Origin of the sequence: Sorangium sp. So ce119 (genome assembly GCF_051524405.1) — a bacterium.
GTDB classification, from domain to species: Bacteria; Myxococcota_A; Polyangia; order Polyangiales; family Polyangiaceae; genus Sorangium; species Sorangium cellulosum_G.
Window position 1 is genome coordinate 2110470 of the sequence record NZ_CP150310.1, and the last position, 16336, is coordinate 2126805.

The following is a 16336-nucleotide window of genomic DNA, read 5'->3' on the forward strand; positions in this document are numbered from 1 at the left end:
GCGCGGTCGCTCAGGAAGGCCAGCGTCGCTCGGCGGCGACGCGCGCGGCGATCTCCTCCAGCGCGGCGGTGTCGAGGCGCGCGAGCGCGGCGCGGCGCTCGCCGGTGAGCTCGATCTGGAGCGCCTGGCAGAGGCGCTCGATCGCCTTGCGGTATCCCTCGGCGAGACCGCTGCGGAAGGCCTCTTGCTGGGCCTCGGCGAGGACGGGGTTCTTCTCGTCCAGGAGCACGCGCGCGACCGCGTTGCGCCCCTCGGCGCGGTCGAGCAGCGCCCGCACCGGCAGCGGCCGGATCAGGCAGGCGTCCTCGATCTCCGCGTCGATGGGCAACGGCCGGAACGCGCGCTCGGCCGGCGACCACTCGGCCACGACGCGCCGCTGGACGAAGATCGCGAACATTCGCCGGATGCCCCGCGCCGTGAGGCGCTCGGCCCTGTCGATGAGGTCACGCAGCGGCTGCTTGTGGACGACCTCGAACACGACCTCCTCCAGGTAGCGGGCGCCGGTGGCCGGGTCGTTGCCTTCCTTGCGGATGGACGTGTCGGTGGCGAAGTCCGAGCCGTCATCCGTCCGGGTCAGCATGTCGGTCGAGGCCACGTATCCGGGCCGCACGTGGAAGAGCGCCTCGCCGTCGACCTGGCAGTGGGCGTCGCCGTGGGGAGGGGCCGCGGGCGCGGCGAGCACGCGGCGGCCGCCGATCATCTCCTCGCGGGTCTCGACCTGGACCAGGCGCTCGTCCACGCGCGGCAGATCGCCGTGGCCTGGCAGCTTCTGGGCGGGCGACGTCGCCTCGGGGGCCTGATGAAATGCGGCGGGGTTCTTCGACGGCATGCGCAGGGTCATGGTAGCAGCCTCCAGCTGGGTCCCTCCGGAGTCGGCGGGACACACCATGGAGTTGCGTGCTGGCAGGCGACCTGATTCCGATTTCTTCGAGCGACGCGCGCGCTGCCCGCGGCGGGCCGATCCGCTCGGCCCGCTGCGCCGGGCCGCCTCAGCGTGACGCGCGGAGCGCTTCGTCGATCATCTTCTGGTGCTCCGCCGGGTCCGCCCAGCGGGCGCGCCCCTCGGGCGGGAGCTGATCGATCGGATCGAAGTACGTGTACCGCTGCCCCGGCTTGACGCTCGGCGCCTCGAACACGGAGATGCCGGTCGCGCGGTCGTAGTGCTCGAACGAGTGCGCGTCGCGCTTGCCCCCGCCGCCGGGCGCGTCGACGACGAACGTCGGCGTGTTGAACCCGGCGGTCGAGCCGCGCACGTGCTTCTCGATCATGAGCCCGGTCGCGAGCGTGGTCCGCAGGTCCTCGACGCCCCGCACGAGGTCGTGGATGTAGACGTAATAAGGGTGCACGTGCACGTGCCCAAGGCGCTTCACGAGCAGCTTCATCGTCTCGGGCGTATCGTTCACCCCGCGCTGCAGCACCGACTGGTTCCTCACCGTGATCCCGTGCTCGAACAGCCTGTTCATCGCGTCGCGGGTGATGCCCGTGATCTCGTTCGGGTGGTTGAAGTGGGTGTGGATCACGACCTCCTTGTGGAGCTTCCGGCCGAGCTCCACGGTCCGCGTGACCGCGTCGATCCACTCGTCGTCGGTGAGGAGCTTCTGCGGCATCACGGCCGGGCCCTTGGTGGCGAGGCGGATGCGCTGGATGTTCGGCATCCTGAGGAGCGTCTCGCCGATCGCGCCGAGCTGCTCCGGCCGCAGGTTGTACGCGTCGCCGCCGGAGACGACGATGTCCTCCAGCTCCGGGCGCGACGCGATGTACGCGTACGCGCGCTTCCAGCGGTCCTCGTCGACCTTGAAGTGGGTCTTCTCGACCTCCTCCGTGTCGATGCCCACCGCGTAGCTGCGCGTGCAGAAGCGGCAGTACACGGGGCAAGTGTCGAGCGGCAGGAAGAGCGCCTTGTCGGCGTACCGGTGCGTCAGCCCGGGGACGGGCGCGTCCGCGCGCTCGTGCAGCGAGTCGAGCCCGAGCTTCGGGTGGTCCGGCAGGAAGCGCGACGCGAGCGGGATGAACTGGGTCCGGAGCGGATCGTTGTACGGATCGTTCCAGTCGATGAGCGAGAGCATGTACGGCGAGACCCGGACGCTCATCGGCGCGTGCGCGAAGCCCTCGGTCGCGTCGCGGATGAAATCCTCCGACACCATCCCGCGCAGCGTGTCGAGCAGCTTGTCCGGGCGGGTGATCGACTTCTTCGCCTGCCACCGGTGATCCATGAACTGCTCGTCGGTCACGTCGGCGTACGCCGGGATCCTCCGGAAGTCGGGCATCTCGAGCAGCTTCGCGTGCTCGAGCGACGCCGGGTCGACCGGCGGCTTGAGGGGCGCGATGTCGCTGTTTCGCTTGGTGAGTTCGATGAGGCTCGAGGTGGTCGTCATGTCGTGGACCCTTGTCCGCGCGGAGAAGAGAGGGCGTCAGCGGATGGCCGCCTGCCTGCGCCTGCGCCCCTCGGGGCCCGCCCGGGAGAGGCAGGGGCAGCGGTTTATCGGATCGTAGCATCGCGGTACACACCCGTCGGGGGCGGTGTGCGCCGTGTCTTCGGCTGGCGGGCGGAGGTGCTCCGAGGCGGGCGAGCCGGTCAGGGCTCGATGGAAGCCAGCGTCGTATCCCGCGTGGTGCGGTAGCGCGCATAGTAGGTCCGCACGCGCGTCACATAAGCCTGCGTTTCCGCGTACGGCGGGATGCCGCCGTACCGCATGACCGCCCCTTCGCCAGCGTTGTACCCGGCGATGGTGAGATCGAGATCTCCGTTGAAGAGGTTGGCCAGGATGCGCAGGTACCGCGTTCCGCCGAAGATGTTTTCGCGCGCGTCGAACGCGTCGCGCACCTGCATGCGGAGGGCGGTCTCGGGCATGAGCTGCATCAGCCCCTGCGCGCCGACGGGCGAGACGGCCCGCGGGTCGTAGTCGCTCTCGCACTTGATCACGGCGCGAACGAGCTCCTCGGGGATCTGGTAGAGCGCCGCGGCCTGCCGGATCCACGCGTCGTAGCGGCTGAAGCGCTCGAGCGATTTGTCGCTCGGGGCGACCGGGTTCACGCCGGCGCGCGCCGGCGATCGGCGGCCGTCGCCCTTGATGTACAGCTTGAACCGCCCGTCGCCGCTGGAGCGGTTCGAGAAGTGCACCGTCCCATCCGCGTCGGTGTAGGTGAAGATGTCGGCGTGCGCGCTGCCCGGGTGCAGCGCGAGGGCGGCGAGCCCGAGCGCGGCGGCGAGGGCGCGGAGCGGCAGGCGAAGGGAGGAGCCGGAGGTCGATGTGACGGGCATCTCTGGCCGAAGCATAGGTTGTGATCGTCCGCTCGCGCAAACCGCACCGTGACGGCGGAACCAGGAGCAGACGGCGGAATCAGTCGGCGGAAACAGCTGATGGATGGACGGCGGAGCGAGACGGCGGAAGCAACGCCGCGATCCGCGGCGCCATTCCGGGACGCCCTCGCGGGAGCGCCAGCGCGCCGTGGCGCCCCTGTGCGTGCTCGTGGGCGTCGCGGCGGAAGGTCTGTCTGGTGAGCACGTCCCGGGCGCTGTACTAAGGCGGGCGCGATGGAGATCGGCTGGCGACACGTGCTCGTGGGGGTTGCGGCCCTCTTTCTGCTGTTCCTGATCGTCAAGATGCGCCCCGCCCGGCGGCGCCGGGACGCGCTGAGCGCCGAGGTGCAGGCCGCGCGGGAGCGCGCGCGGCGCGCCGCGACCCCTCGCGAGCGGGCGGAGGCGCTGTGCGACGCGGGAGTACAGGCGCTGCACGGCGGCCGCCGCGTCACCGCGGCCGTGGGCTTCTTCGTGCGCGCCATGCGTGCCGACCCCACCTCGGCCCGCGTCATCGAGCTCGCGAGCGGCGCGCTGGCCAGGCGCAGGCCCCGGCTCCTGGAGAAGATCCTCTGGCGGCGGCTCGCGGTGCTCCCGTGGGACGGCGAGCACCGCGACGCGGCGCGCGCGGCCGCCGTCGGGCTTCAGGCGCTCTACCGGCGCGAGATCCGGGACCGGAACCGCGCGGAGATCATGCGCAAGCTGGCCGAGACGTTCGGCTGATCCGCCGCGCGGCCTTCACGTCGCCCAGAACGTCCGCGGCAGCGCGCCGCGGTTCGACAGCGACACGAGATCCATGAGCAGCGCGATCGTGACGTGCACGAGGAAGCCCGAGTAGATGCTCTTCGTGCGCATCGCGAGCGACCCCAGCGCGATCCCGGCGACCACGGCGCCGGCCGCCTCGAGGTACGGCTTGCCGAAGTGGATCATGCAATAAGGGACGATCATCGCGAAGATCGCCCCGGAGCCCATGGTGTGCCGCAGGCCGGCCAGCCAGAAGCCGCGGAAGAAGATCTCCAGCGCGAAGAACTGGGCGAAATACATCGCCTCCCAGGCGATGAGGTCGAACCAGGATCGCGAGGACTGCTTGTAGAAGGGGTAATAGGTCCCGAAGTCGGGCGCGCTCGCGACGATGAACACCGCCGGGACCACGACGGCCAGGCAGAGCAGGTAGATCCACGCGTGCCTGGCGAGCCCGCGGACGCGCAGCCCCATGTCGAGAAGGCTGTCCCTGGGGAAGCAGAGCTTCCAGGCGACCATCGGGATGGCCACGTAGCCGAACACGCGGGTGAACGACCACCAGACGTAGCTGTAGAGCTCGTCGTAGCGGCGGAGCGAGATGGGCAGCAGCGCGCCGGCGGGCGAGAGCGCCTGGGCGAGCTCGACCTCGCGCAGCCAGGGCCGGATGTGCGCGTCGTAGACGGCCCGGCCGCCGTAGTACTGCTGCAGCATGAGCACGAGCGCGGTGATCGTGAACAGGACGGCGGGGCGGCGGTCGTAGCCCCCGGCGGCGAGGGTGCGCCGCTGGTGCTCGTGGGCCTCGACGTCGAGCTCCCGCCAGGTGCGCCGGAAGAAGAGCCAGAGGACGGGCGCGAGCGCGACGAACGCGGCGACCGGGAACAGGGCCTTGAGGAGCGTGCTCGCCAGGGCGGAGGACGGTTCGGCGAGGCGGGAGGCCGCTTCCTGGAGCGGCGGCCGGAGCGGTCGGAGCCAGTCGACGTTCGCCACGAGCCAGCTCCCCAGGTTGAGCATCGGCGCGGCGTGTACCATGATCCCGGGCCCAGCACAGCGCCGACGAGCGACGCGCCCGGCCGGCGCCCCCGACCAGCGCCCCCGACCAGCGTAGAAGAGCGACCGCGCCGCTTCGCCGAACTCCCGCGACTCCCGCAGCGCGGCCTTGCGGTGACCCGGGCCGCTCTGCTAGATCGCGCTCCCTCTTCAATGCCGCGCGAGTCATCTCGCGCATGACCGGCGCAGGCCTCGCCTGCCCGTGGGAGTATCAGCGATGGCCATCAAGAATCCGCTTGCGATCGTGAAGGAGCGCTTCGGCGACAAGGCGAAGCTCGTCGAGGCCGTGAAGGGCTTCGCGAACGAGGACCTCTGGCTCGGGCGCGTCAGCTCGGATCGGGGCGGCAGCAAGGGGCTCGATCACGTCTCGAACGCGAAGCTCCTCCGTCTTCACGCGACGTTCAGCGCCGTGAAGGAGAAGTTCGGGACGCGGGCGCGCCTCATCGAGGAGACGCTCACGGTCCTGAACCGGTCGAAGGACCAGGGGTACAAGAAGCGCCTCGAGGCGTACCCCGTCCCGCGCCTCTACGATCTCTACCAGTCGGCCTCGAAGCGGGCGAAGGCCGCCTCGGCGACCCCGAAGACCCAGGCCTGAGCCCCCCGCCCACCGACCGCGCCCATCCATGTCGGACCTGACCGGGCTGCCTGCCCTTGAAGGTCCGGCGTTCCTATCGTAATTGAGCCGCGTCGCCAGCGCGCGGTGTCCAGCCGTCCAGCGTCGGACCGACGATCTGACGTCCCCCCGTTGACCGTGAATCCCCTCTTGGGCCCTCCCAGAAAGGCGGGTATCGCCCCCGGCGAGCCCCGCCAAGGAGAACGACTGTGAGCAGCGCGCACGAGAACGAGACCGGCGTCTGGACCACGGAAGACGCCAAGTCGCTCTACATGATCGACCGCTGGGGCCGCGGCTACTTCGACGTGAGCCCGGACGGCAACCTCACGGTCGCGCCGCTCCAGGAGCGCGGCAGCAAGATCGCGATCCGCGACGTCGTCGACGCGGCGCTCGAGCAGGGGCTCCGCACGCCGCTCCTGATCCGCTTCCAGGACCTGCTCCATCACCGGGTGCGGTCGCTCAACGAGGCCTTCAACAAGGCGATCGCCGAGAGCAAGTTCCGCGGGACGTACCGCGGCGTGTTCCCGATCAAGGTGAACCAGCTCCGGGAGGTCGTGGAGGAGATCCTCGACGCGGGCAAGACCTACCACTACGGCGTCGAGGTCGGCTCCAAGCCCGAGGTCTTCGCCGGCCTGTCGGTGCACACCGACCCCGAGTCGCTGATCGTCTGCAACGGCTACAAGGACGAGAACTTCATCCGGACGGCGCTCATCGGGCGCAAGCTCGGCAAGAAGGTGATCCTCATCGCGGAGAAGCTCTCCGAGGTGCGGATGATCACGCGCGTCGCCAAGGACATGAACGTCGAGCCCATGATCGGGCTGCGCGTGCGGCTGCTCACCGAGGGGGCGGGCAAGTGGAAGACCTCCGGCGGCGAGAACGCGAAGTTCGGCCTCTCCACGGCCGAGATCCTCGCGGCGATCAGGATCATGGACGAGGCCGGGATGAGCGCCTCGTTCAAGCTCCTCCACTTCCACATCGGCTCGCAGGTGCCGGACATCCTGATCATCAAGCGCGCGGTGCGCGAGGCGACGCGCTACTACGCGAAGCTCCGCAAGATGGGGCAGCGCATCGAGTACATCGACGTCGGCGGCGGGCTCGCCATCGACTACGACGGCTCGCGCTCGACGTTCCACTCGTCGATGAACTACTCGGTCGAGGAGTACGCGCGCGACATCGTGCACAACATCGCCGATATCTGCGACGAGGAGCGGGTGCCGCACCCGAACATCGTCTCGGAGTCCGGGCGCGCGATCGTCGCGCACCACTCGGTGCTGGTCGTCCAGGCGTTCGGCTCGATCGAGAAGACGCCGATGTCGCCGATCGACATCCAGACCGAGGAGCACAAGCTCATCCAGAACCTCCTCTACATCAAGGACAACCTCTCCTCGCCGAACCTCGGCGAGTCGTGGCACGACCTGCTCCAGATCAAGGAGGAGGCGCAGAAGATGTTCGAGCTCGGCCTGCTCAACCTCGACGTGAAGGCCCGGGTCGAGATCCTCTTCTGGGAGATCGCCGAGAGCATGCAGAAGATCGCGTCGGAGCTCGACCCGGAGGAGGTGCCGGACGATCTCGGCGAGCTCCGCAAGCAGCTCGCCGACCAGTACATCTGCAACTTCTCGGTGTTCCAGTCGCTGCTCGATCACTGGGCGCTCGGCGCGCTCTTCCCGATCGTGCCGATCCACCGGCTCAACGAGCGCCCCTCGGCCGACAGCACGCTCGTCGACATCACGTGCGACTCCGACGGCAAGGTGAGCAAGTTCATCGATCTCAACGATGTGAAGGACACGCTCCCGCTGCACCCGATCTCGGGCGACAAGCCGTACTACGTCGGCATCTTCTTGACCGGCGCGTACCAGGACATCATGGGCGACATCCACAACCTGTTCGGCCGGGTCAACGAGGTGCACGTCTTCCTCGATGAGGACGAGGACAGCGGGTACTACATCGAGGAGACGATCGCCGGGAACAAGATCCAGGAGGTCCTGGCGCTGACGCAGTACGACAACCGCGATCTCGTCGGGAAGGTGAAGGCGCAGGTCGACGGCGCGATCAAGCAGGATCTCCTCAAGCCGACCGAGGGCATGCGGCTGCTCGCCGACTACGAGCGCGGGCTCAAGGACCAGACGTACCTGAGCCTCTGAGCCGCGCCGTGCCCTCCGACACCACGGCGCCCGAGACCACGGTGATCGCGGGCCGCGCGGCGCCCCCCGGGCGCCGCCCGCCGGGCTGGGCGCGCCAGGCGCTGCTCGTCGCGGGGAAGGACCTCTCGATCGAGCTCTCCACGGGCGAGATCGTCACGACCAGCGGGTTCTTCGCGGTGCTCGTCGCCGTGATCGCGTCGCTCGCGTTCCACGCGGGGCAGGACGCGACCGAGCGGGTCGCGCCCGGCGTCATCTGGGTGAGCGTCGCGTTCGCGTCGGTGCTCGCGCTGAGCCGCACCTGGCAGCGGGAGCGCGAGGACGGCGCGCTCGCGGGCCTGCTCGTCCTGCCGATCGCGAGGAGCGCCCTGTTCGCCGGCAAGGCGCTCGGGCTCTGCCTGTTCGTGGGCGCGGTCGAGGCCATCATCATCCCGGTGGCGGCGCTCCTCTTCGCGGTGGATCTCGTGGAGACGGGCGCGGGGCTCGCGCTCTTCTGCCTGGCGGCGACGCCGGGCATCGCCGCGAGCGGCACCCTGTTCGGGGCCATGACCGTGCGCACCCGCGCCCGCGACCTCGTGCTCGCGAGCGTGCTCTTCCCGCTCCTCGCGCCCACCCTGCTCGCCGCGGTCGCGGGCACGCGGGAGCTCTTCGGCGGCGCGTCGATCGGCGAGCTCACCGACTACATCGCGCTCATGGGCGTGTTCGACGTGGTGTTCATCGCGGGCGGCGTCGGCCTCTTCGACCTCATGATCGAGGGCTGACCCGCCGCGCGACCGCGATCCCGCGCGGCCGGGGCCGGTCGAGCGCGGGCTCCTGTGGCCGCGCGGCCAGGGCCGACCGGATCACAGGCTCACGCGGCAGCGCCGCGCGCCGCCAGCACGTCGTCGGCGACGGTCGCCGCCGCCCGCTCGATGGCGGCGAGGTCGAGCGCGGCGCCGGTACACTCGCCGAGCGCCCACACCCCGTCGCCCGCGCGGCCGCGCGCGTCGACCCGCACGGCGTACCCCGAGCGCGGGTCGGCCTCGACGCGCGCGCCTGCCTGCGCGGCGACCTCGAACGAGGGCGCGGCCGGCGCGTCCACGGCGACGGCCACGACCTTCAGGTCGGTCGTCAGGCTGTCGGCCTCGAAGGGCGCCTCGCGCACGGTCACGCCCTTCACCTGCGAGATCCCGTTCACCGCGGCGAGCGCGGCGAGCGGGATCCGCGCCGCGATGCGGTCGCCGAGCGCGCCCGCGAGCTCGTCGGCCCAGAACCCCTCGCCGGCGAGGGCGATCGGGCCGGTCGGCTCGACGCCGTGGGCGAGCAGCCGGCAGAGCGCGCGCGCCGAGAAGACGCCGGGCAGATCGTTGTTCGGGAACGCCGCGACGCCGTCGTGCGCCCCGGTGGCGAAGACCTTGGCGGGCGCCCTGATCACGGTCGCGCCCGCGTCGCCGGCGACCAGCAGCTCGCCGAGGTAGACGCCGGCGGCCACGTGCCTGGAGAGCACGCGGACGCCGTCGAGCGGGTGCCGCGCGAGGAGCTCCGCCGCGCGCCGCGGCGCCCCGGCGAGCGATCCGGCGGGCGCGAGCCCGTCGTCGATCAGCGCGACGCGGAGCCCCCGCGACGCGAGCGCCGAGGCCGCCGCCACGCCGGCGGGCCCGGCGCCGATCACCGCCGCGTCCACGTCGAGCCGCGCGGCGGGCTCGGCCGCGAGCGCCGCGCTCGGCAGCCGCCCGAGCCCCGCGAGCTTGCGCGCGATCGACTGCATGACCGCGGACAGGCCGGGGACGCCGGCCATCAGGTGGTGGTGGTCGATCCCCTGCGGGAAGAACCAGTCGGTCACCTGGAGCAGGTCCGCCTGCCGCGAGCCCACGACGTTCTGCACCTCGACGCGCTCGCCGCCGGCCGCCGGGCGCATGCACGTCATCACGTTGGGCACGCCGTCGACCCGCGCGAGGCAGCCGTCGCAGCCGCCGCGCAGGCACGTCGGCGCCCGGGGGCGGTGCAGCTTCGGGCTCCGCGCGAGCGTCACGCGCCCGGAGGCGATCAGCGCCACGGCCAGCGGCTCCCCCCGTTCCGCCGGGACGGCCGCTCCGTCGAGGGTGATGGTGACCGGATCCCGGAGCGCGCGACCTCGCCGAAACATGCGCGGACGCTAGCAGACGCCCGCGCGCCATGGAGGAGGGAGGCGCCGCGCGATCGCGCGAAGCGGAGAAGGTGTCCCCCGGTTGGGGCGCTGATCTATGCTGTCGCCGATGCGCCTCGGCGTCCTCGGCCCTGCACAGGGTGATCTGCCCGCGCTCGCTCGTGGCGCGCAGCACCTGCTCGACGAAGGGCACGCCGAGCGGGTCATCTACGTCGCCGACGACGACGCCCTCGAGCGGGTCGTCGAGGGCTGGGCGCAGAGCCTGGTCGGCGCGAACCCCACCGAGGGCGCCCTGTTCGAGCGGGCGGCGCGGTGCGCGACGTCGACCCCGGAGGCGATCGACGCCTTCGTGGCGTCCGAGCGGGCGCGGCTGCGCCTCAAGGTGCTGATGAGCCTGCCGCCGGGCCAGCGCACGATCGAGATCCTGGACGGGCGCGTCGCGCTCTTCGTGTTCGACAAGGCGGCGCTCGACGAGGAGGACATCGTGGCCGCGTCCCTGCTCGTGTTCGGCAAGAGCTCGGGGCCGCTCATCAAGAAGGTCGGCCCGCGGACGTTCTTCTCCCCGGGGCCGATCGGCTCCGAGGGCGGCACGGCGCTCCTCGACGACGGGCAGGGCGGGGTGCGGATCGAGGTGATGAACGCGAGCGGCGCGGTGACCGCGCGCGAGATCGTGGGGCCGTCCGCGGCCGGCCCCAGGCTGAGGGTTCAAGGTGGCTCGCACGGCTGAGGCGCGCGCGGGCGCGCCGCCCTCGCGCCCGTCCGAGGCGCGGCGCGTCGCCATCTTCGGCGGCAGCTTCAACCCGCCGCACGTGGCGCACGTGCTCGCGGCCACCTACGCGATCTCCGTCGCGCCGATCGACGAGGTGCTCGTCGTCCCCGTCTACCGCCACCCGTTCTCGAAGGAGCTCGCGCCGTTCGAGCACCGCCTGGCGATGTGCCACCTCGCCCTCGGCTGGCTCCCGGGCGTGTCGGTGTCGACGGTCGAGCGCGAGCTGGGCGGCGACAGCCTCACGCTGCGCACGCTGGAGCACCTCGCCGCGGCGCACCCGGGCTGGGCGATGCGCCTGCTCGTCGGCGCCGACGTGCTGCCCGATCTCCCGCGGTGGCACCGCTTCGATCGCATCGAGCAGATCGCGCCGCCGATCGTCCTCGGCCGCTCGGGCTTCGTCGCGTCCGTCGCGGCGCACCCCGACGACGCGGCCGCCGTCGCCCGGCCCGCCCTGCGCGCCGCCGACGTGCTGCTCCCGCAGATCTCGAGCAGCGACGTCCGCCGCGCCTTTGCCGCGGGCGATCTGGAGGCCGTCCGCCAGCGCGTGCCGAGCGCGGTGCTGGACTACGCGCTCGCGCACGGCCTCTACGGGAGCAAGCCATGAACGATATGGACAGCACGCGCCCGTCGCCGATGCACCGCGATGACGGCGCGCCGCTGGAGGTGTTCATCTACGGCGGCGGCAAGGTGGGCCGCGGGCTCTCGCGCGCGATCCGCGACGCGGGGCTGCCTGTCACGCTCAGGCCCGCCCGGGATGGGCTGCCGGCGGAGCGCATCGAGGCGGACCTCGTCATCCTCGCCGTGCGCGATCGCGACATCGCGCCCTGCGCCGAGGCGCTGCGCGACCGCGGGCTCGTCGGTCACAGGGACGTCGCGGTGGTGCACTGCGCCGGCGCGCTGGGCCCCGAGGCGCTCGCGGCGGTGCGCGGCGACCGCGTCTCGGTCGCGCAGATGCACCCGATGATCTCGTTCGCCTCGCCCGCGTTCCTGCCGTTCCTCGATCGCGGCCAGCTCCACGTCGACGGCGATCCCGGCGCCATGCGGGTCGCGCGCTCGCTCGGGGTGCGCCTCGGCATGGCCCCGCGCACGTTCCCCGGCCTCGACCGCGTCGCCTACCACGCCGCCGCGGGCCTCGTCGCCAACGGCGCCGCCGCGCTGGCCGCCGCCGGGGTCGACCTGCTCGAGCGCGCGGGCATCCATCGGAAGACCGCCGCCGAGATGCTCGGCCCGCTGCTCCGCACGGTCGCGGACAACGTCGAGGTGCTCGGCGTGCCCGACGCGCTCACCGGGCCGGTGCGGCGCGGCGACGCGGCCGGCGTCGCGCGGCACCTCGAGACGCTCCGCCGGCTCGCGCCGCACCTCGTGCCCTTCTACGTCGCCGCCGCCGCGACGCAGCTCCCGCTGGCCCGCGCCCTCGGCGAAGCGCCTCCCGATGCGTTCGACGCCATCGAACAGGCCCTGGACGGAAGCAAGTAGCTGCGCTGGAATTTTCCACCAACGCGGCACGAACTTATCGATGTTCGATCGCGGGATTCGTTGATGCGAGGTCCAGCGCGAAGGTACGCTTTTGGTGCCTTGGGATCAGTCGCTGCAGCCAGTGTTTCTTCCGCCACGACGAGCGACGCCGGAGGTTTCCGGGCGCTCGACGAGCGTGTCCTCGACGCCGCGTCCCGTGGGGTGCTCCACGTCCATGGACAGCGGTCGGTCCTGGACGCGGTTTGCTCCCACCTCGCGCGTCGCGCGCGGGGCGTGGGGCGCTCGCTGATCTCGGCCGCGCACGCCGCGGACCGGGATCCCTGGCGCGACCTCGCGCTGCGCTGCGGGGTCGTCTCCGCGGACCCGGCGGCGGCCGCGCAGGGCATCGGCTCCGCCGCGCAGGGCGCGATCCTGCTCGTCTCCGAGGGGGAGCCGACGAGCTGGGGGAGCCTCGTGCTCGAGGAGCTCTCGCGCCTCATCGCGGGGGGCTCGAGCGCCGCGCTGGTGATCGTGTGCAGCGACGCGGCCATCCGGCCGTGGACGAGCGCGCTCACGATCGACGCCGTCGCCTCGCCGGACGATCTGCACCGCTTCTGGGAGGCGGCCGCCGCGGACGCGGAGCGCCGGGTCGTCGCGAAGCTCGAGCGGCTCGACGCGCTCGAGGGCTGGTGCACCGCCGTGCTCGCCGCGCCGCCCGAGCAGCGCCCCGCGCGCCAGCCGCCCGGCGGCGCGGCCCGGCGGCTGCTCGATCGCCTGGCGCTCAGCCAGCGGCCCTGGGCGTCCGCGCAGCTCGGCCTGATCGCGGACCAGGGCCTCGGGGACGTGGCGCGCCACGGCGCCCTCCAGGAGCTCTCCGCCCTCGGCCTGATCGAGGTCGACGATCGCGGGTGGATCGCGGCGCGGCGCGCGGTCGTCGACCCGGCCGGCGTCGATCCCGAGGACGTGCTCGCGGTCGCGGAGGCGCTCGAGGCGCAGTCGTCCGATCCGTGGAGCGCCTCGCGCGCCAGCGAGCTCTTCGCCGCGCTGGGCCGTGACGACCGCGCCGAGGCGGCGGCGACGCAGGCGATCGCCGCGGTCGGCGAGCCGTCGGCGCGCGCCGATTTCTGGCAGCGCTGGGCGCGCTCGATGCGGTCGCTCCACGGGGACCGGGCCGCCGCGGGCGAGCGGCTGCTCCGCGCCGCCGAGCTCGCGCTCCGGCTCGGCGACGTCGAGTTCGCGATCGACTTCTCCTCGGCGGCGATGCGCGAGCGCGAGTCGTTCGCCGCGCTGCTCGTGCACGGCCGCGCGACGAGCGCGCGCGGCGACCTGACGACGGCCGCGATGGTGCTCTCGCGGGCGCTCTCGCGCGCGGCGACGCCCGCGGAGCGGTCGCGCGGCGCCGTGGAGATGGCGGAGCTCTGCTGCAAGACGGGCGACCTCGCGGCGGCCAGGGGGCACGCGGAGGAGGGGCTCGCCGGCGCGAGCGAGATCGCGACCCGCCTGCAGGCGCGCAACATCCTGGGCAAGCTGCTCCTCGCGCAGCAGGCCTGGGCCGAGGCGGAGGTGCACTTCGCGGCCGACGCGTGGGAGGCGGCGTGCGCGGGCGAGCACGTGAGCGAGCTGCGCGCCCGGCTGAACCGCGCGATCGCGATGCTCTCGAGCGGCCGCCTCGACGAGGCGCGCTCCATGCTGGCCGGGGTGCTCCAGGACGGCGAGCGGCGCGGCGAGCGCCTCGCGACCGGCTACGCGCTCACGAACCTCGCGGTCATCGCGCACCTGAAGCACGAGTACCCGGAGGCCCTGCGCCTCCTCGAGCGCTCGATCGATATCTTCCGGAAGATCGGCGACAAGGTCGCGCTCGTGAACCTCATCGCGAACCTGGCCGAGATCCGGCTCCAGCTCGGGCTGATCGAGGAGGCCGAGCAGGCGCTCGCGTTCGCGCGGAAGGTCTGCGGTCACGTCATCCCGGGCGTGCGGATCACGCACGTCGCGTACGTCGCGGCGCAGATCCACCTCGCGTGCGGCCGCACGGCCGACGCCTGGTCCGAGCTCAGCGCCGCGTTCGCGTACGGCGCCGGCTCGAAGCTCGGCGAGTGCTACGCGATCGCCGCGCGCATCGCGCTGGACGACGGCGACCTCCTGCAGGCGGCGCACATGATCAAGCGGGCGCGCGCCGAGGCGAGCTCCGACTGGCTGCGCGCCGAGGTCGCGCTCCTCGAGGCGCTGCGCGCCCGCGCCGCGGGGGAGCCGTTCGGGCAGGCCGCCGCGGAGGCGCTCGCGCTGTCGCGCCAGGCGCACAACCGCGAGCGCGCCCTGGAGGCGCACGTGCTGCTCCACCACGCCTCGTCCGTGGACCGGACGCCGCACGCCCCCGAGGACGAGCCCGCGGCCGCGCGATCGCACCTCGACGCGGCGCTCTCGCTCCGCGATCGCATCGCCGAGTCGCTCCCGCCCGAAATCTCGCGCCGGTTCCTCTCGCGCCGCAGCTTCGCGGAGCTCACCCGGCTGGAGGCGTTCGCGCGCACCGCCGCGGAGGCCGAGCCGAGGGGCTGCGAGCTCTGCGGATCGGTCGCGTGCGCCGGGTGCGCGCGGGTCTCGGTGCGCGCCCCGCGGCCGTCCGCCGTCGCCCCCGCGCTCAAGCGGATGGTGGGGACGACGCCCGCGTTGCTCAGCCTCGTCCACCAGATCGAGAAGGTCGGCGCGAGCGACGCGACCGTGCTGATCCACGGCGAGAGCGGCACCGGCAAGGAGCTCGTCGCCGAGGCGATCCACGAGGTGAGCGCGCGGCGAATGGGCCCGCTGGTCAAGGTGAACTGCGCCGCCCTGGTCGAGACGCTGCTCCTGTCGGAGCTGTTCGGGCACGAGAAGGGGTCGTTCACCGGCGCGGCGGCGCGCCGCCGCGGGCGCTTCGAGCTCGCCGAGGGCGGGACGCTCTTCCTCGACGAGATCGGGGACATCTCGCCGCGCACGCAGGTCGCGCTGCTCCGCGTCCTCCAGGACAAGACGTTCGAGCGGGTCGGCGGTGTCACCCCGCTGCGCGCCAACGTCCGCATCCTCTGCGCCACCCACCGCGACCTGCGCGCGATGGTCGCGCGCGGCGAGTTCCGGGAAGATCTCTACTATCGCCTGCGGCAGGTCGTCCTGGAGGTCCCCGCGCTCCGGCAGCGCCCGCGCGACCTGCCGGTGATCGCGGCGGCGATCCTGGAGCGGATCGCCGCCGACCGCGGCACGGCGCCGAAGCGCCTCTCCGCCAGGGCGATCACGGCCCTGTCGCGGCACGCGTGGCCGGGCAACGTGCGCGAGCTCGAGAACGCGTTGCGCGCTGCGGCGATCTTCGCGGACGGCGAGGTGATCGAGCTGGAGGACTTCACCACGAACGTCGAGGGGCTGCGGGACCTCGACGCCGCGGAACCGACGAGCACGCCGATGACGTCGAGGGCTGGCACGCAGCCTGCTAGCCATTCCGGTGAGCCTTCCAGCGCACCGCACACGTCGGCGCCCGAGCGGGCGGCGCCGGAGTCTCAGCCACCGTCGATGCCCGCGGATCGCACGCCGTTGGAGCTCGCGTACGCGCATGTCCGAGGAGGGGTCAGCCTCAGCGACATGAAGCGCGAGATCGAGCGAGAGTGCATTGCTAGGGCGCTCGACGAAAGTCGTGGGAATATCACGCGCGCCGCCGTGCTCTTGGGCATGAAGCGCCCGCGGCTTTCCCAGCTTGTCAAACAGTATGGCTTTGGCGGGACGTCGGAGGATTGAGCTGATGCGAGGTTGCTGGACGAGTTGGCTGTTCGGGGGCCTCGCGGCGCCTCTGCTGCTGATTGTGGGGTGCGTGATCGCGCCCGCGGAGCACGATGAGCAGGGCGTGGAACCGTGGAGCGATCTCGATCCAATGATCTCCGACGAGGCGTCCGGCAGGTCCGACGACATGGACGGCGACGTCGGCCTCCCCGTCATCAACGTCGTCGCGCCCGGGTCGCTCCGGCAGCGCGACGTGGCGTTGCCGTCCGCCGACGAGCGGTGGCCCGCGACGAGCTACGTGCGGTCGCGGGAGCGCGACGACTCGGAGCCCGATCCGCTCCCCTGGTGCCCCCCGGGCCGCACCGACAGCCACGACAAGACGCCGTCCGACGGCGACGGGACGCGCTGAGCC

14 protein-coding genes are annotated in these 16336 nt (G+C 72.4%); 9 read left to right on the top strand and 5 right to left on the bottom strand.

Features of this window, described 5'->3' with window-relative positions:
* Positions 1-10: 10 nt before the first annotated feature.
* The 3 genes from WME76_RS08280 to WME76_RS08290 all read right to left on the bottom strand — a co-directional run bounded on the left by WME76_RS08280 (position 11) and on the right by WME76_RS08290 (position 3262).
* The gene (locus WME76_RS08280; RefSeq protein ID WP_437959634.1) at positions 11-841 is read right to left on the bottom strand and encodes a hypothetical protein; all 831 of its coding nucleotides are present in this window, start codon (positions 839-841) and stop codon (positions 11-13) included.
* Between the two features lie 148 nt (positions 842-989).
* The gene (locus tag WME76_RS08285) at positions 990-2375 is read right to left on the bottom strand and encodes a KamA family radical SAM protein (RefSeq protein WP_437959635.1); all 1386 of its coding nucleotides are present in this window, start codon (positions 2373-2375) and stop codon (positions 990-992) included.
* Positions 2376-2575: 200 nt separating this feature from the next.
* Entirely contained in the window at positions 2576-3262 is a 687-nt protein-coding gene (locus tag WME76_RS08290) for a transglycosylase SLT domain-containing protein (RefSeq protein WP_437959636.1), read from the bottom strand.
* Positions 3263-3535: 273 nt separating this feature from the next.
* Between WME76_RS08290 and WME76_RS08295 the strand changes: the two genes are divergently transcribed.
* The gene (locus WME76_RS08295) at positions 3536-4021 is read left to right on the top strand and encodes a hypothetical protein (protein ID WP_433935605.1); all 486 of its coding nucleotides are present in this window, start codon (positions 3536-3538) and stop codon (positions 4019-4021) included.
* A 15-nt stretch (positions 4022-4036) separates the two neighbouring features.
* Here WME76_RS08295 and WME76_RS08300 read toward each other — a convergent pair whose 3' ends face one another.
* Positions 4037-5050 (bottom strand): CPBP family glutamic-type intramembrane protease, encoded by a 1014-nt coding sequence (locus WME76_RS08300; RefSeq protein WP_437959637.1) that lies wholly within the window; start codon positions 5048-5050, stop codon positions 4037-4039.
* A 253-nt stretch (positions 5051-5303) separates the two neighbouring features.
* On the opposite strand from WME76_RS08300, the gene WME76_RS08305 reads away from it, so the two are divergent.
* The 3 genes from WME76_RS08305 (at position 5304) to WME76_RS08315 (ending at position 8598) form a co-directional block, all read left to right on the top strand.
* Positions 5304-5681 carry a hypothetical protein gene (locus tag WME76_RS08305; RefSeq protein ID WP_437959638.1) on the top strand — a complete coding sequence of 126 codons (378 nt, stop codon included), beginning with the start codon at positions 5304-5306 and terminating at the stop codon, positions 5679-5681.
* Between the two features lie 227 nt (positions 5682-5908).
* Positions 5909-7840, top strand: coding sequence for a biosynthetic arginine decarboxylase (gene speA / locus WME76_RS08310; RefSeq protein ID WP_437959639.1), 1932 nt, complete (start codon positions 5909-5911; stop codon positions 7838-7840).
* 8 nt (positions 7841-7848) lie between these two features.
* Positions 7849-8598 (top strand): heme exporter protein CcmB, encoded by a 750-nt coding sequence (locus WME76_RS08315; protein ID WP_433935610.1) that lies wholly within the window; start codon positions 7849-7851, stop codon positions 8596-8598.
* A gap of 89 nt (positions 8599-8687) precedes the next feature.
* Here the strand turns inward: WME76_RS08315 and WME76_RS08320 are convergent, their stop codons facing one another.
* Positions 8688-9962: a (2Fe-2S)-binding protein gene (locus WME76_RS08320; RefSeq protein WP_437959640.1), complete on the bottom strand. Its 1275-nt coding sequence runs from the start codon at positions 9960-9962 to the stop codon at positions 8688-8690.
* Between the two features lie 109 nt (positions 9963-10071).
* Here WME76_RS08320 and WME76_RS08325 point away from each other — a divergent pair, with 109 nt between their 5' ends.
* The 5 genes from WME76_RS08325 (at position 10072) to WME76_RS08345 (ending at position 16333) form a co-directional block, all read left to right on the top strand.
* Positions 10072-10689: a hypothetical protein gene (locus WME76_RS08325; protein WP_433935612.1), complete on the top strand. Its 618-nt coding sequence runs from the start codon at positions 10072-10074 to the stop codon at positions 10687-10689.
* The gene (gene nadD, locus WME76_RS08330; RefSeq protein WP_437959641.1) at positions 10673-11335 is read left to right on the top strand and encodes a nicotinate (nicotinamide) nucleotide adenylyltransferase; all 663 of its coding nucleotides are present in this window, start codon (positions 10673-10675) and stop codon (positions 11333-11335) included. Before WME76_RS08325 ends, nadD begins: the two co-directional genes overlap by 17 nt.
* Positions 11332-12207, top strand: a complete 876-nt coding sequence (locus WME76_RS08335; RefSeq protein ID WP_437959642.1) for a DUF2520 domain-containing protein — start codon at positions 11332-11334, stop codon at positions 12205-12207. The genes nadD and WME76_RS08335 overlap by 4 nt, the downstream gene beginning before the upstream one ends.
* 99 nt (positions 12208-12306) lie before the next feature.
* Positions 12307-15942 carry a sigma 54-interacting transcriptional regulator gene (locus WME76_RS08340; protein WP_437959643.1) on the top strand — a complete coding sequence of 1212 codons (3636 nt, stop codon included), beginning with the start codon at positions 12307-12309 and terminating at the stop codon, positions 15940-15942.
* 106 nt (positions 15943-16048) lie between these two features.
* Positions 16049-16333: a hypothetical protein gene (locus tag WME76_RS08345; RefSeq protein ID WP_437959644.1), complete on the top strand. Its 285-nt coding sequence runs from the start codon at positions 16049-16051 to the stop codon at positions 16331-16333.
* Positions 16334-16336: the final 3 nt, after the last annotated feature.

Excerpts from the sequence above, each read along its gene's own strand:
- WME76_RS08295 (WP_433935605.1), top strand. The coding sequence starts at position 3,536 with ATGGAGATCGGCTGGCGACACGTGCTCGTGGGGGTTGCGGCCCTCTTT.
- WME76_RS08285 (WP_437959635.1), bottom strand. The coding sequence starts at position 2,375 with ATGACGACCACCTCGAGCCTCATCGAACTCACCAAGCGAAACAGCGAC.
- WME76_RS08325 (WP_433935612.1), top strand. The coding sequence starts at position 10,072 with ATGCGCCTCGGCGTCCTCGGCCCTGCACAGGGTGATCTGCCCGCGCTC.
- WME76_RS08290 (WP_437959636.1), bottom strand. The coding sequence starts at position 3,262 with ATGCCCGTCACATCGACCTCCGGCTCCTCCCTTCGCCTGCCGCTCCGC.
- WME76_RS08280 (WP_437959634.1), bottom strand. The coding sequence starts at position 841 with ATGACCCTGCGCATGCCGTCGAAGAACCCCGCCGCATTTCATCAGGCC.
- WME76_RS08320 (WP_437959640.1), bottom strand. The coding sequence starts at position 9,962 with ATGTTTCGGCGAGGTCGCGCGCTCCGGGATCCGGTCACCATCACCCTC.
- WME76_RS08335 (WP_437959642.1), top strand. The coding sequence starts at position 11,332 with ATGAACGATATGGACAGCACGCGCCCGTCGCCGATGCACCGCGATGAC.
- WME76_RS08305 (WP_437959638.1), top strand. The coding sequence starts at position 5,304 with ATGGCCATCAAGAATCCGCTTGCGATCGTGAAGGAGCGCTTCGGCGAC.
- WME76_RS08300 (WP_437959637.1), bottom strand. The coding sequence starts at position 5,050 with ATGCTCAACCTGGGGAGCTGGCTCGTGGCGAACGTCGACTGGCTCCGA.